Here is a 14,504-nt window from a genome sequence, read left to right on the forward strand (position 1 = left end):
GTGTATCTGTCGGTTTGGCAAAGTTGTTTATATGTTTTGCAGGATGAGTTGCCATCTCAGCAATTCAGTATGTGGGTGAGACCTCTGCAAGCAGAAAGTACCGATGATACCTTAACTATCTACGCGCCTAATCGTTTTGTGCTTGATTGGGTCAGAGAAAAGTATCTTAACCGTATTAATGAGTTATTAGTTGAAATATGTGGAAACGAAGCGCCCGAATTGCGTTTTGATGTGGGTAGTAAGCCAACATTGAATAATGCAATGAATGGCGAAAAAACTTCGACTGATAACCTCAATGGGAATCAACAAGCAAATGTTTTGCTAACAGAGAGCAAACAAAGGGCTCCTGAAAAAGTTGAGCCAGCCCCAAAATCAGCACACAAATCAAATATTAAAGAAAACTATACGTTTGATAACTTTGTAGAAGGTAAATCAAACCAATTAGCAAAAGCCGCGGCCACACAAGTTGCAGATAACCCAGGTTCAGCATTTAATCCAGTGTTTATTTATGGTGGTACCGGGTTAGGTAAGACGCACTTACTTCATGCCGTTGGTAACGGTATTTTGAACAAAAAGCCAAATGCCAAAATTGTCTACATGCATTCAGAGCGTTTTGTTCAGGACATGGTTAAGGCGCTGCAAAATAATGCGATTGAAGAGTTTAAACGTTACTATCGCAGCGTAGACGCGTTGATGATCGATGACATTCAGTTTTTTGCTAATAAAGAACGTTCGCAAGAAGAGTTTTTTCATACTTTTAATGCATTGCTTGAAGGTAATCAGCAAATTATTTTAACTTCAGACCGTTACCCTAAAGAAATAGAAGGGGTTGAAGATCGGTTGAAGTCTCGATTTGGCTGGGGGCTGACTATTGCTATTGAACCCCCTGAGCTGGAAACTCGAGTTGCGATTTTGATGAAAAAGGCGCAGCAAAGTAATATTAATCTTCCACATGAAGTTGCATTTTTTATTGCTAAAAAGCTACGTTCTAATGTCCGTGAATTAGAAGGGGCATTGAACCGAGTTATTGCGAATGCCAATTTTACAGGTCGACCGATTTCGATTGATTTTGTGAAAGAGGCTTTACGAGATTTATTGGCGTTACAAGATAAGCTGGTGACGATTGATAATATTCAGCGCACGGTCGCAGAGTATTATCGGATCCGCGTATCCGACTTGTTATCAAAACGACGTAGTCGTTCCGTAGCAAGACCAAGACAAGTCGCTATGGCATTATCTAAGGAATTAACCAACCATAGCTTGCCTGAGATAGGTGACGCGTTTGGTGGTCGTGACCATACCACCGTTCTTCATGCCTGTAGAAAAGTTAAAGAGCTTCGTGAAGAAAGTCACGAAGTGAAAGAAGATTATCAAAATTTAATTAGAACACTGTCTTCTTAAGGGTTTTTAGTATGCAAATTACAATATCGAGAGAGCAGTTTTTAAAGCCGCTTATGCAAGTTTCAGGTGCGATTGAGCGCAAGCACACGCTGCCTATATTATCTAACGTGCTACTTGAGGTGAAAGATGGTGTTCTGTCGATGACAGGGACCGATCTGGAAATTGAATTAGTTGCTTCGGTTGTTCTTGAAAACCCAACTGAGAATTCAAAAATAACTTTGCCTGCTAAAAAGCTACAAGATATTTGTAAAAGTTTACCTGACAGTTCGGAAATTATCTTATCTAGTCAGGAACATCAGCTGCTATTAACCAGCGGTCAAAGTCGCTTTTCGTTGACTACATTGGCCGCAGAAGATTTTCCTAACCTAGAGCAATGGCAAGGGGAAGTCGAGTTTACGCTGACTCGCCTCGAGCTACGTCGTTTGCTAGAGGCAACGCATTTCTCAATGGCAAACCAAGACGTTCGATACTATCTCAATGGTATGTCATTTGAAGTGGACAATAACGAGATCAAGGCGGTAGCAACGGATGGGCATCGTCTTGCTATTGCGCAGAAAACGTTACCAGAGTCTTTGGCGACACAGAGACAGCTAATCATTCCACGTAAAGGCGTACAAGAAATAATGCGGTTGTTACCAGCCGATGATGAGTTGGTGACAATACAATTTGGTGCTAATCATATTCGTTTGAGCGATAGTGAATTTATTTTCACCAGTAAATTGGTTGATGGTCGTTTTCCAGATTACCGCCGCGTGTTACCTCGGGGAGGCGATAAGCTAGTCACCGCAAACCGAGAGTGGTTGCGTAGTGCATTTCAGCGCGTATCTATTTTATCAAATGAAAAGTTCCGTGGTGTTCGGCTTAATCTCAGCAATGGTATGCTGAAAATCAGTGCCAACAACCCTGAGCAAGAACAAGCCGAAGAAACCGTTGAGGTTGGTTATCAAGGGGAAGACTTGGAAATTGGGTTTAACGTTTCTTATCTGCTTGATGTATTAAACACGCTAAAAACAGAAGACGTACAATTTACTTTGTTGGATTCCAATAGTAGTGCGCTCATCGAAGGGGTTAGCGATGATGATGCTATGTATGTTGTGATGCCAATGCGTTTATAGCATGAGCCTGACCCATCTAAGCCTCAATAATTTTCGTAATATTGAGGCGATTACCTTCTCACCATGTGAAGCTATCAATGTTATATTTGGTGAAAATGGCAGCGGTAAAACTAGTTTACTTGAAGCCATTTACTTTCTTTCAAGCGGTAAGTCTTTTCGTACCAACCTTTCCAAATTACTCATACGCCACGAGTCTGAAAAGTGTCTTGTGCATGGTAAAAAGCAGTTAAATAGCTTGTCTATACCAGTTGGAATTAGTAAAAGTCGACTGGGAGAAACGGTTTTAAAAATTCAGGGGCAGTCTAGTCGACGTATATCAGAATTAGCAATGATTTTACCTATTCAGGTTATCACTCCTGAAAGCTATGAGCTTTTTTTTGGTGGACCTAAAGAGAGGAGAAAATTTCTCGATTTAGGAGTGTTTCACGTGGAACATGCTTTTTTTTCAGCGTGGAAAACATTCAATCAAGTTCTAAAGCAACGTAATGCATTACTCAAGGCTCGACCTGCCAATCTTAGTCAACAATTAGCGTATTGGGACGCTCAGTTCGTATCATTGGCCGAACAAATAAATACTCATCGAGAGGCTTATATAAGTAGGTTTCAAGAGCATTTTTTTGATAAGATAGGGGATATAAGCCCTATCTTCAAAGGCCTTGAAATTCGTTTTCAGCCCGGTTGGAAAGGTGAACTAAAAGAAGTACTTGCTGCTCAGTTAGAGCGAGATGTAAAGCTTGGCTATACAAGTAAAGGTCCACATAAAGCGGACTTCAACTTTTATGCCGATGGGCACAGTGCTGAGAATATTTTATCTCGAGGACAACTTAAGTTACTCTTGTATGCACTAAAAGTCACACAAAGTGAATTAATTGACCTTGAGTGCAATAAGCAGTCGATATTGCTTATTGATGATTTGCCCTCAGAGTTAAGTGAAGAAACAAAACTCTCAGTGTCTCACTTGTTAGCGCGATGTCGGTCTCAACTGTTCATCACCGCAATAACTCCTGAGAGTATTGCTGCTGTCGTTGAACCAATGGAACGAGAAGTTAAAATGTTCCACGTGAAACATGGCAGTTTAACAACAAAATAATTGGAAGAAACCATGTCTGAAAATTACGATTCGTCGAGTATTAAAGTACTTAAAGGATTGGATGCAGTAAGAAAGCGTCCGGGAATGTATATCGGTGACACAGATGATGGCACAGGCTTACATCACATGGTGTTTGAGGTAGTTGATAACTCTATCGATGAAGCACTAGCTGGTCATTGTGATGACATATTTGTCACCATTCATACTGATGGGTCAGTATCTGTTCGAGATAACGGCCGTGGTATCCCTACAGAAATACATGAAGAAGAAGGGGTATCTGCTGCGGAAGTAATAATGACAGTTCTTCACGCTGGCGGTAAATTTGATGATAATTCCTATAAAGTGTCGGGCGGTTTGCACGGTGTAGGTGTGTCGGTTGTAAATGCACTTTCAGAAAAACTACAATTAACAATTCGCCGTGAAGGCAAAGTGCATCAACAAAAATATACTATGGGTGTCCCGGATGCACCATTAGCTGAAATAGGTGAAGCAGACTCAACAGGAACCGAATTGCGTTTCTGGCCAAGTGCTGAAACTTTTTCTGATACCAATTTTCACTACGATATTTTGGCAAAGCGCTTACGCGAGTTATCATTCCTTAACTCGGGTGTAAGCATTATTCTTAACGACGAGCGTGAAGAAAACAAACAAGACCACTTCAAATATGAAGGGGGTATACAAGCGTTTGTTGAATATCTAAACCGTAAAAAGACCCCAGTTCATCAGAGTGTTTTTCACTTTTCTACAGAGCGTGAAGACGGCATTAGTGTTGAAGTGTCAATGCAGTGGAATGATGGATTCCAAGAGAACATCTACTGCTTTACGAATAATATACCGCAACGCGACGGTGGTACACACCTTGCTGGCTTCCGAGCGGCTCTTACACGTACATTAAATACGTATATGGAAAAAGAGGGCTTTAACAAGAAATACAAAACGAGCGCGACAGGTGACGATGCTAGAGAAGGCTTAACAGCAGTCGTAAGTGTTAAAGTACCAGACCCTAAGTTTTCATCTCAAACCAAAGACAAGCTCGTATCAAGTGAAGTCAAAGGTGCGGTAGAACAAATGATGGCTGAGAAGCTAAGCGAGTTCCTACTTGAAAACCCAGGCGATGCTAAAACGGTTGTGAGTAAAATCGTAGATGCGGCTCGTGCGCGTGAAGCTGCGAGAAAAGCCAGAGAAATGACTCGTCGGAAAGGGGTCATGGACTTAGCAGGTTTACCCGGAAAGTTGGCAGACTGCCAAGAGAGAGATCCCGCATTATCTGAACTTTACATAGTGGAGGGTGACTCTGCAGGTGGTTCAGCAAAGCAAGGTCGAAACAGGAAAAACCAAGCTATTTTGCCATTGAAGGGTAAAATCCTGAACGTAGAAAAAGCACGTTTTGACAAAATGCTATCTTCTCAGGAAGTAGCAACTCTCATCACTGCTCTGGGTTGTGGTATAGGGCGCGATGAATATGACCCTGAAAAGCTTCGTTATCATCGTATCATCATCATGACCGATGCGGATGTGGATGGTTCTCACATCCGTACCTTGCTACTGACGTTCTTTTATCGCCAAATGCCAGAAATCATTGAACGTGGTTATGTCTATATAGCTCAACCACCACTATATAAAGTGAAAAAAGGTAAGCAAGAAAGATACATTAAAGATGATAGTGCGTTAACGACTTACTTAACGTCATTAGCACTAAACGAAGCAATGCTTTATCCATCTGAAGGCGCTGAAGCGATCACAGGAAACAAGTTAGATAACTTAGTACATGACTATCAAAATACGGTAAATATCATCGAAAGACTGAAGCGTAAATATCCGTCATCTGTGATGAATCGTTTACTGTATCAAGCTGAGTTGGCAGAAAGTGACCTATCAAATGAAGCAACTGTTACTGCTTGGACAGAAAAGCTCGTTGCTGATTTAGTAAAGAATGATGAAGACGCAACAATCTTCAATGCACAAGTCGCTTTTGATGATGAGAGAAATATGTATTATCCCGTCATCAACATTAGACAGCATGGTGTTGATAAAGCACACACGTTAAATTACGACTTTATCACGTCAAAAGACTATGCACGTATTAGCCATACAGGCAATCAGATTGGTAATCTTATGTCTGAATCTGGTTATGTCCAACGAGGAGAGAAGTCGCAGCCAGTCAGTAACTTCGAAGATGCTTTAGAATGGCTGATTTCAGAGTCAAAACGCGGCTTGTATACACAACGTTATAAAGGATTGGGTGAGATGAACCCAAGCCAGTTGTGGGAAACAACCATGGACCCAGGTGCTCGCCGTATGTTGCGTGTTACCATCGAAGACGCCATTGCAGCAGACCAACTCTTCGCAACCTTAATGGGTGACCAAGTTGAGCCTCGTAGAGAGTTTATTGAAACCAATGCGCTGCGCGTGGTTAACCTAGATGTGTAACAATAAACACTAAATTACATAAAAAAGCTGCATCAATGCAGCTTTTTTATGTGTGTTGTCATGGTCATGGCGCAAAATAAAAAAACATAAGCTTACAAATAACACTTTGAATTGAAAGTGATTGATAGATAGCCTTACAGGGAAGATTATTAAATATTTTTTAATCATAAAAAGGAATGAATTATGATGTCAAAAAGTCTTTTAGCCGCTGTATCTATAGCAACACTCAGTTTCAGTACTGCATCCTACTCAAAGGAAGAAAATGATCAATGGTATCTAGGCGGTATTTTTAGTAAACAAGACATTCATAACCGAGGTAGAGAGTTTGACTCGATTGGCGTACTGGGAGGGTACCAATACAGCTCTAATATTTCACTCGAAACTCGCCTCAGTTTTGGGCTATCAAATGGCTATTCATCGTTTTACTATCACGAAATCACAGATAAGACTTTTCCTTATAAAGAAGAAATCAATACGCAACTTTCATTACTTGGAAAGTTTTCATATCCACTTTCTGATTCACTGACTATTTATGGGCTTGCAGGCTTTAGTCGCTCAGAATTCCAGATATACATGACAATGCAAACCTATCAAAATGATGAGTTTCTTTCTATTAACCAGTTAGAAAAGAAAATTACGGAAGTAGGAGTGACTTATGGGATTGGAGTTGAATATGAAGTCACGCCAGAAGTGACCGCGTTTGTAGACTATCAGGTCTACCCTGATCTAAAAATCGTATCTCGTGAGAGTAACTGGAATAGCTTATCCGTTGGTGTGTCATACGCCTTCTAGCAAAAACCACTCAATAGCAAAGAAAATATAAAAAAGGAGGGAATTCCCTCCTTTTTTATATTTAAAAGCTTAAAACCCAAGGTTGCTCGCGGTATACTGAGCATAATTTTCAATCACAAAAATGACAGTTACATAGCCATATAGTATGCGTCCGCGGACTGTCTAACTTAGCAGATATAAATAAGCCAACTATGCAAAAATACGATATCAAAACCTTTCAGGGTTTGATCCTGGCTTTACAGGATTATTGGGCACAGCAGGGTTGTGTTGTAGCTCAACCTTTAGATATGGAAGTTGGTGCGGGTACATTCCACCCAATGACTTTCTTGAAGTCCATTGGCCCTGAGCCTATGTCGAGCGCCTACGTCCAACCTTGTCGTCGTCCGACTGATGGTCGTTATGGTGAAAACCCAAACCGCTTGCAACATTATTATCAATTCCAAGTGGTCTTGAAGCCATCACCTGAAAATATTCAAGAGCTCTATTTAGGTTCTTTGGCCGCAATGGGTATCGATACACTTACCCATGAAGTGCGTTTTGTAGAAGATAACTGGGAGTCACCAACCTTAGGGGCTTGGGGTCTTGGCTGGGAAGTGTGGCTTAATGGTATGGAAGTGACTCAATTTACTTACTTCCAGCAAGTTGGCGGCATTGAGTGTGCACCAGTTACTGGTGAGATCACCTATGGTCTCGAGCGTCTTGCCATGTATATACAAGGTGTAGACAGCATCTACGATTTGGTCTGGACCGATGGACCGATGGGCCGAGTAACGTATGGTGACGTTTTCCACCAAAACGAAGTAGAGCAGTCAAAATACAATTTTGAACATGCGGATGTGGAAGCGTTATTTAAGCAATTCGACCAATGTGAAAAAGAAAGTGAAAAGCTTATCGAGGCTGGGCTGCCACTACCAGCGTATGAGCAAGTGATGAAAGCTTCTCACGCATTTAACCTGCTTGATGCTCGTCACGCTATCTCGGTGACAGAGCGCCAGCGTTACATCTTGCGAGTAAGGGCTTTATCTAAAGCATGTGCTCAGGCTTATTATGATGCTCGCGAAGCGCTAGGCTTCCCGCTGTGTAAGGATTAATGATGTCGACAGAAAATCTATTAGTAGAAGTTGGTACAGAAGAACTACCACCAAAAGCACTTCGTAAATTAGCCGAATCTTTTGCTGAAAACATTGCACTAGAATTAGACTCATTAGAATTGAGCTATCAAAGCGTTGCTTGGTACGCGTCGCCAAGACGTTTGGGTATTAAGGTTTCTGAGTTGCAAACCCAGCAAGAAGACAAAGTTGTTGAGAAACGAGGTCCAGCTGTAAAAGCGGCGTTTGATGCAGATGGTAACGCGACGAAAGCCGCTTTGGGTTGGGCTCGTGGTTGTGGCATTGACATAGCCGATGCAGGTCGTATCGAAACAGACAAAGGCGAGTGGCTATTGCACAAAGCAACCGTAGAGGGCCAGAAAACATTGCTGCTACTTGCTGAGTCAATCAACAAAGCTTTGGCTAAACTACCTATCCCTAAGCCAATGCGCTGGGGTGCCAACAAGACTCAATTTATTCGTCCTGTTCATACCGTTGCAGCACTGCTTGGTGACAAGCAAGTGGAAGGTGAAGTATTAGGTAAAGCGATTAGCAACCAACTACAAGGCCATCGCTTTCACCATCCAGAGCGCGTGACAGTGAATCATGCTGACGAGGCTTTTGAAGTGCTCAAAGGCGCTTACGTTATTGCTGATTATGAAGCGCGTAAAGCGATGATCCGTTCACAAATAGAGTCTGAAGCACAAAAGCTAGATGCTGTGGTTGCGATGGATGAAGACTTATTAGAAGAAGTCACTTCTTTGGTAGAGTGGCCTGTCACTTTGGTCGCTTCATTTGAAGAGGCATTTTTGGATGTCCCAGCGGAAGCGCTGATCTACACCATGAAAGACGACCAAAAATATTTTCCGTTGCTAGACAAGCAAGGCAAGCTAATTAATAAATTCTTGTTTGTTTCGAATATCGAAAGTAAAGATCCAAGTGTGGTTATTTCTGGTAATGAAAAAGTAGTTCGTCCACGTCTGGCTGACGCTCAATTCTTCTTTGAAACGGACAAGAAGAAAACACTGGAAAGCCGTCTTGAGTCTTTGGGAACCGTTTTGTTTCAAAAGCAACTCGGTACACTTAAAGATAAGTCCGAACGTATTGCTGCGTTAGCTGGATTTATTGCTGAGCAACTTGGTGCTGATCGAGCACTTGCTAAGCGTGCTGGCTTATTAAGTAAAACGGATCTGATGACCGAGATGGTCATGGAGTTTACCGATGTTCAGGGCGTGATGGGCATGCACTATGCGCGCATTGACGGTGAAGCAGAAGAAGTGGCATTGGCACAAAATGAGCAGTATATGCCGCGCTTTGCCGGAGATGACCTGCCATCAAATCCTATCAGTTACGCAGTAGCGCTAGCTGATAAGTTTGATACCTTGGTGGGTATTTTTGGAATTGGACAGACACCAAAAGGCGATAAAGATCCATTCGCTCTGCGTCGAGCGGCGATTGGTGCGTTGCGCATCATGGTAGAAAAAGAACTACCACTTGATATCAATATCATTGTCGAAGAAGCCAAAACACTATTTGGCGATAAGCTGACAAATGACAATGTATCAGAGGAAGTGTTTGAGTTCATGCTAGGTCGCTTCCGTGCTTGGTATCAAGATGAAGGGATCAGCGTTGATGTGATCCAAGCGGTACTCGCAAGGCGTCCAACTAGCCCGGTTGATTTCGATCGTCGTGTAAAAGCGGTAAGTCACTTTAGAGCTTTACCTGAAGCAGAAGCGCTTGCTGCTGCCAATAAACGGGTAAATAACATTCTTGCTAAGAATAATATTTCAAGTGACTTGGCTGTTGCTGCTAACTTATTGCAAGAGCAGGCAGAGCAAGCGTTAGCTAGCCAAGTGTCGGCGTTATCAGAAGAGTTAACACCAGTCTATGAGGCGGGTGATTATCAACAGGCACTAACGCGCTTAGCAAGTCTAAGAGAAGTAGTTGATAATTTCTTTGATAACGTAATGGTGATGGCAGAAGACGAAGCGGTAAAACAAAATCGTCTAGCACTTCTGAGTCAACTGAGTCGATTATTCTTGAAAACAGCAGATATTTCAGTATTGCAAAACTAAGAAAAGAAGCCAGCATTCGCTGGCTTCTTACCATTGAGTAAGCGCAAAAGGCAGTAGAGAAATGAATATAAAGCAGGGGATTTTAGTTGTCTCTTTGCTGCTACTTTCAGCATGTAGTAGCAGTAATTTTACCTTGCCAGAAGGCGGACTGTCAGGTGATGGCAGACAGTCTGGAGTAGGTCAATTAGATAGAACATTATACTTACGAGGGGACTTTACACTTTGGGATGCTGAGGCCCAATACCGTATGGTAGAGTCACAACCTGGCGTTTATAGCGCTCGAGCCAAGTTTATGAGCCCTGGTAAGGTTTATGAGTTTAAAATTGCCGACGAAAAATGGAGTGAAGGCTATAACTGTGGCTATAAAAATGACGGGCGATTAGAACTTGGTATGCCTTTGGCTGCTGATTGCAACACGGTATATAACTACTTTAGCTTTAAGCCGAGTAAGAAAGGGTGGTATGAGATCCAATTTGACTACCGCAATACGCGTTATCCCAAAGTGGTGATAATTAAAGTGTAGTGGTGTTCCCATACTCAATAAAAAGGGCTGTAATGAGATTTATAGCCCTTTTTTTATCACATATTTATAAGGTGTCGCATCGATCTCTTTGGCAACTAAAGTGTGATCCATAAATTCGCAAAAGCTAGGAATGTCGCGAGTAGTAGATGGATCATCGGCGACAATAAGTAATGTTTCACCGTCACTCATTTTTCGTACCATACCGCGGATCATCATAACTGGTTCTGGACACCGCAGGCCAAGTGCATCTAAAACATGGTCGGTAGTATCAAAGCTCATCGTTTACAACCCAGTATAAATAAACAAAGCCACTAGTTTAACGCTTTGTCTGAGTTAAATAAACTACTCTTGTTAGCTAACCTGAACTTGTGGATGACAACTATTTTCTAGTCGCTAGCTTGGTCAATATTACAATAAAAAAGGCAAACCAGTGTGATACTGATTTGCCTTGGTCACCAAGTTGAAATTGGGAATGACTGAATTAGTCTGTGACGCGCTCAAATACGGTAGCAATACCTTGGCCTAAACCAATACACATGGTTGCTAAACCATATTTTGCGTCTTTTTCTTCCATTAGATTAATAAGTGTGGTGCTAATACGAGATCCAGAACAACCTAGTGGGTGACCTAACGCGATAGCTCCTCCATTTAAGTTTACTTTCTCATCGACTTTATCCAGCAGCCCTAAGTCTTTTAGTACTGGTAAAGACTGAGCCGCAAATGCTTCATTAAGCTCGGCGACGTCGATATCATCAATTGTGATCCCAGCTTGTTTTAGTGCTTTTTGTGAAGCAGGAACAGGGCCGTATCCCATGATGGATGGATCACAACCTGCCACAGCCATAGATTTCACGCGAGCACGAATAGGAAGACCTAATTCTCTTGCTTTTGACTCGCTCATGACCAACATTGCTGAAGCGCCATCAGACAAGGCTGAAGACGTACCGGCTGTCACTGTACCTGACGCTGGGTTAAATACCGGACGAAGCTGACTTAATCCTTCCATCGTTGTTTCTGGACGAATGACTTCGTCATGTTCGACTAAGATAGGTGCGCCATCTGCGTCGTGACCTTCGGTCGGCAAAATTTCTTTTGCAAATCGACCTTCAACCGTCGCTGCATGCGCACGTTGATGTGAACGCACTGCGAACTCATCCTGCTGTTGGCGGTTAATGCCGTGCATCAAGGCAAGATATTCAGCCGTTAAGCCCATTACACCCGCGGCTTGTGCCACAGATGTTGAAAGGCCTGGGTGAAAGTCGTTGCCGTGAGTCATAGGAACATGACCCATGTGCTCAACACCACCTATCAGGTAAGTATCACCTGCACCTGTCATAATAGCACGTGCTGCATCGTGTAGCGCTTGCATTGAAGAACCACATAAACGGTTGACTGTAACAGCGGGAACGGTATGAGGAATCCCTGCTAGCAGTGCCGCATTACGACCAACATTAAAGCCTTGTTCTAAGGTTTGCTGTACACAGCCCCAGTAAATATCATCAATTGAATCAGGGGCAACTTGTGGGTTTCGCTCAAGGAGGCCCTTCATCAAATGTGCACTTAAGTCTTCTGCGCGCTTGTGCTTAAATACTCCGCCTTTAGAACGGCCCATTGGGGTACGAATACAATCTACGATTACTGCGTTTTCCATGTTACTGGCCCTCCACTTGATAGAACACTTTACCTTCGGCTGCCCACTGTCTGGTTTGTTCCGAGACTTGATAGATTTCACCTAAGTGTGCGTACTTATCAGCCATTGCCACGAAGTTAGCAAGGCCTAGTTGATCTAAATAGCGGAATGCGCCACCTCTAAATGGAGGGAAACCGATACCGTAGATTAGCGCCATATCAGCTTCTTGAGGAGAAGCAACAATGCCTTCTTGAAGACAAAGAAGTACTTCATTGATCATTGGCACCATACAACGCTCAATGATAGTTTGCTTATCAAACTCTTGCGTAGCGTCACAGATCTGACCTAGCAGTTGTAGCGCCGATTCATCTTTGCTCTTCTTCAAACGGCCTTTGCGATCAGGCGCATATTGGTAGAAGCCTTTTTGGTTCTTTTGACCAAATCGTTCAGCGTTTGCAAGCAGTGCAACGGGATCTTTGTCTTTACGGGCCATGCGCGTTGGGAAGCCATCCGCCATTACGCCAGTACAGTGATTAGCGGTATCGATCCCGACTACGTCAAGTAGATATGCCGGTCCCATTGGCCAACCAAATATGTTTTCCATCACTTTGTCGATTTTGGCAAAGTCAGCACCTTCAACGACTAACTGGCTGAAGCCTGCAAAGTAAGGGAACAACACTCGATTGACAAAAAATCCAGGGCAGTCATTTACAACGATTGGAGACTTACCCAGTTTCAACGCATAATCAACAACCGCTGCGACTGTTGCATCCGATGTCTTTTCACCGCGAATGATTTCTACCAATGGCATTTTTGGCACTGGATTGAAGAAGTGCATACCACAGAAGTTTTCAGGCTTTTCAAGTGCAGTTGCTAACTCATCGATACGAATCGTTGAAGTATTAGAAGTGAGAATCGTACCCTCAGGAAGCTGCGCTTCTAGACTCGCAAGCACGCTTTTTTTAATCTTTGGATTTTCAACGACTGCTTCAACAATGATATCAGCGCCTTCCAGATCTCTGTCATTCAATGTTGGCTTAATCTTGCCAAGCGTTGCGATCATCTTATCCATCGACATATGACCACGCTGCACTTTCTTGCCAAGTAGCTTAGCAGCTTCACCCATACCAAGGTCTAGTGCGCCTTGCTGGATGTCTTTCATAATTATTGGCGTGCCTTTATAGGCTGATTGGTAAGCAATACCGCCACCCATGATGCCAGCGCCTAATACGGCCGCTTGCTTGATTTCAGTTTGGCTTTGTTTTGCCTGCTGTTTTGCAACACCTTTAATATATTGATCGGCCAAGAAGATACCGGTTTGAGCTGCTGCTTCTGCAGTTTTAGCTAGTTTGGCAAAGTTCTGATTTTCTATAGCCATAGCTTCTGCGCGCGCGCAGTTGGCTGCTGCTTTGATGGTTTGTACTGCCATCACAGGAGATGGATAATGGCCTTTTGTTTTAGCCATTACCATGCCTTCTGCCATACCAAAGCTCATACCTTGCTCAACTCGATTCATTTTCAGTGGATCAAGTTTGACTTGTCGCTTTGCTTGCCAATCTAACTTACCGTCAATCGCTTGTTCAATGGTGTTAATGGATGCTGCCATCAACTTATCTGCGGCCACTACACCGTCAACGGCTCCAACTTTTAACGCTTCATCTGCACGATTTTCTTTACCTGTGGTGATCCACGTCATCGCATTATCCGCGCCAATGATACGTGGTAAACGCACGGTACCACCAAAGCCTGGCATAATGCCGAGTTTAACCTCTGGTAAGCCAATTTTTACGTTTGGGGTGGCGATACGATAATCTGTAGCTAGTAACCACTCACACCCGCCACCAAGTGCTAATCCATTGATAGCGGATAAAGTTGGGAAAGGAAGATCTTCGATTGCATCAAATACGTCTGTGGCGTTTTTAATCCAACCGACAAGTTCTTCTTCAGGTCGATTAAAGGTAGGTAAAAACTCAAAAATATCTGCACCAACAATAAAGTGATCTTTATCACTGGTGAAGATTAAGCCTTTAATATCGTCACGTAGAGCGAGTTCTTTCAGTGCCTCGTGACAGTCTTTTAAAACTTGCTGAGATAACTTGTTTACCGAGCCTGGTAGACTAAATTTAAATTCAGCGATATTGCCTTTGCAAAAATCCACTACAAAGGACTCGCGTTTGATCAACATACTTGTTCTCCCGTGTTGTTTTACACTGGTACGATGAGTTGTAATTTCAATCAGTGTGGCGTCTTTAGCTGAAAAATGCAATGAAAAATTTACCGCATATTTACTGTAATGCGGGATTTGGTTTGTTATGGTGTTTAGGCGTGCTTTTGTTTTCCATTTCCCATGTTTTCTATCG

The 14,504-nt window shown here is 42.8% G+C and carries 11 protein-coding genes; 8 read left to right on the plus strand and 3 right to left on the minus strand.

The features are described from left to right. The 8 genes from dnaA to ACSLBF_RS00040 all read left to right on the plus strand — a co-directional run bounded on the left by dnaA (nt 1) and on the right by ACSLBF_RS00040 (nt 10,514). Nucleotides 1–1,401 carry a chromosomal replication initiator protein DnaA gene (dnaA, locus tag ACSLBF_RS00005; RefSeq protein WP_440054608.1) on the plus strand — a complete coding sequence of 467 codons (1,401 nt, stop codon included), beginning with the start codon at nt 1–3 and terminating at the stop codon, nt 1,399–1,401. Between the two features lie 11 nt (nt 1,402–1,412). Then, complete coding sequence (gene dnaN / locus ACSLBF_RS00010) at nt 1,413–2,516, plus strand: DNA polymerase III subunit beta (protein ID WP_440054609.1); 1,104 nt, start codon at nt 1,413–1,415, stop codon at nt 2,514–2,516. A gap of 1 nt (nt 2,517) precedes the next feature. Then, nucleotides 2,518–3,606: a DNA replication/repair protein RecF gene (gene recF, locus ACSLBF_RS00015; RefSeq protein ID WP_440054610.1), complete on the plus strand. Its 1,089-nt coding sequence runs from the start codon at nt 2,518–2,520 to the stop codon at nt 3,604–3,606. A gap of 12 nt (nt 3,607–3,618) precedes the next feature. Beyond that, on the plus strand, nt 3,619–6,036 hold the full coding sequence (gene gyrB / locus ACSLBF_RS00020; protein WP_440054611.1) for a DNA topoisomerase (ATP-hydrolyzing) subunit B: 2,418 nt from the start codon (nt 3,619–3,621) through the stop codon (nt 6,034–6,036). A gap of 183 nt (nt 6,037–6,219) precedes the next feature. Next, entirely contained in the window at nt 6,220–6,828 is a 609-nt protein-coding gene (locus tag ACSLBF_RS00025) for a porin family protein (protein WP_440054612.1), read from the plus strand. A gap of 191 nt (nt 6,829–7,019) precedes the next feature. Then, entirely contained in the window at nt 7,020–7,919 is a 900-nt protein-coding gene (gene glyQ / locus ACSLBF_RS00030) for a glycine--tRNA ligase subunit alpha (RefSeq protein ID WP_440054613.1), read from the plus strand. Between the two features lie 2 nt (nt 7,920–7,921). After that, nucleotides 7,922–9,991 (plus strand): glycine--tRNA ligase subunit beta, encoded by a 2,070-nt coding sequence (glyS, locus tag ACSLBF_RS00035; protein WP_440056262.1) that lies wholly within the window; start codon nt 7,922–7,924, stop codon nt 9,989–9,991. 61 nt (nt 9,992–10,052) lie between these two features. Continuing rightward, complete coding sequence (locus ACSLBF_RS00040) at nt 10,053–10,514, plus strand: hypothetical protein (RefSeq protein WP_440054614.1); 462 nt, start codon at nt 10,053–10,055, stop codon at nt 10,512–10,514. A gap of 39 nt (nt 10,515–10,553) precedes the next feature. Here the strand turns inward: ACSLBF_RS00040 and tusA are convergent, their stop codons facing one another. The 3 genes from tusA to fadB form a co-directional block, all read right to left on the minus strand. Further along, complete coding sequence (tusA, locus tag ACSLBF_RS00045; RefSeq protein ID WP_440054615.1) at nt 10,554–10,793, minus strand: sulfurtransferase TusA; 240 nt, start codon at nt 10,791–10,793, stop codon at nt 10,554–10,556. A 202-nt stretch (nt 10,794–10,995) separates the two neighbouring features. Beyond that, on the minus strand, nt 10,996–12,165 hold the full coding sequence (fadA, locus tag ACSLBF_RS00050; protein ID WP_440054616.1) for an acetyl-CoA C-acyltransferase FadA: 1,170 nt from the start codon (nt 12,163–12,165) through the stop codon (nt 10,996–10,998). A 1-nt stretch (nt 12,166) separates the two neighbouring features. After that, a complete protein-coding gene (gene fadB, locus ACSLBF_RS00055) occupies nt 12,167–14,329 on the minus strand; it encodes a fatty acid oxidation complex subunit alpha FadB (RefSeq protein WP_440054617.1) in 2,163 nt (720 codons plus the stop codon). Nucleotides 14,330–14,504: the final 175 nt, after the last annotated feature.

Origin of the sequence: Pseudoalteromonas sp. T1lg65 (assembly GCF_051930985.1) — a bacterium.
GTDB lineage: Bacteria > Pseudomonadota > Gammaproteobacteria > Enterobacterales > Alteromonadaceae > Pseudoalteromonas.

What these genes read in the sequence shown, in the direction of transcription:
- tusA (WP_440054615.1), bottom strand. Translation starts at nt 10,793, where the DNA reads ATGAGCTTTGATACTACCGACCATGTTTTAGATGCACTTGGCCTGCGG.
- ACSLBF_RS00025 (WP_440054612.1), top strand. Translation starts at nt 6,220, where the DNA reads ATGATGTCAAAAAGTCTTTTAGCCGCTGTATCTATAGCAACACTCAGT.
- fadB (WP_440054617.1), bottom strand. Translation starts at nt 14,329, where the DNA reads ATGTTGATCAAACGCGAGTCCTTTGTAGTGGATTTTTGCAAAGGCAAT.
- dnaN (WP_440054609.1), top strand. Translation starts at nt 1,413, where the DNA reads ATGCAAATTACAATATCGAGAGAGCAGTTTTTAAAGCCGCTTATGCAA.
- ACSLBF_RS00040 (WP_440054614.1), top strand. Translation starts at nt 10,053, where the DNA reads ATGAATATAAAGCAGGGGATTTTAGTTGTCTCTTTGCTGCTACTTTCA.
- glyS (WP_440056262.1), top strand. Translation starts at nt 7,922, where the DNA reads ATGTCGACAGAAAATCTATTAGTAGAAGTTGGTACAGAAGAACTACCA.
- recF (WP_440054610.1), top strand. Translation starts at nt 2,518, where the DNA reads ATGAGCCTGACCCATCTAAGCCTCAATAATTTTCGTAATATTGAGGCG.
- glyQ (WP_440054613.1), top strand. Translation starts at nt 7,020, where the DNA reads ATGCAAAAATACGATATCAAAACCTTTCAGGGTTTGATCCTGGCTTTA.
- gyrB (WP_440054611.1), top strand. Translation starts at nt 3,619, where the DNA reads ATGTCTGAAAATTACGATTCGTCGAGTATTAAAGTACTTAAAGGATTG.
- fadA (WP_440054616.1), bottom strand. Translation starts at nt 12,165, where the DNA reads ATGGAAAACGCAGTAATCGTAGATTGTATTCGTACCCCAATGGGCCGT.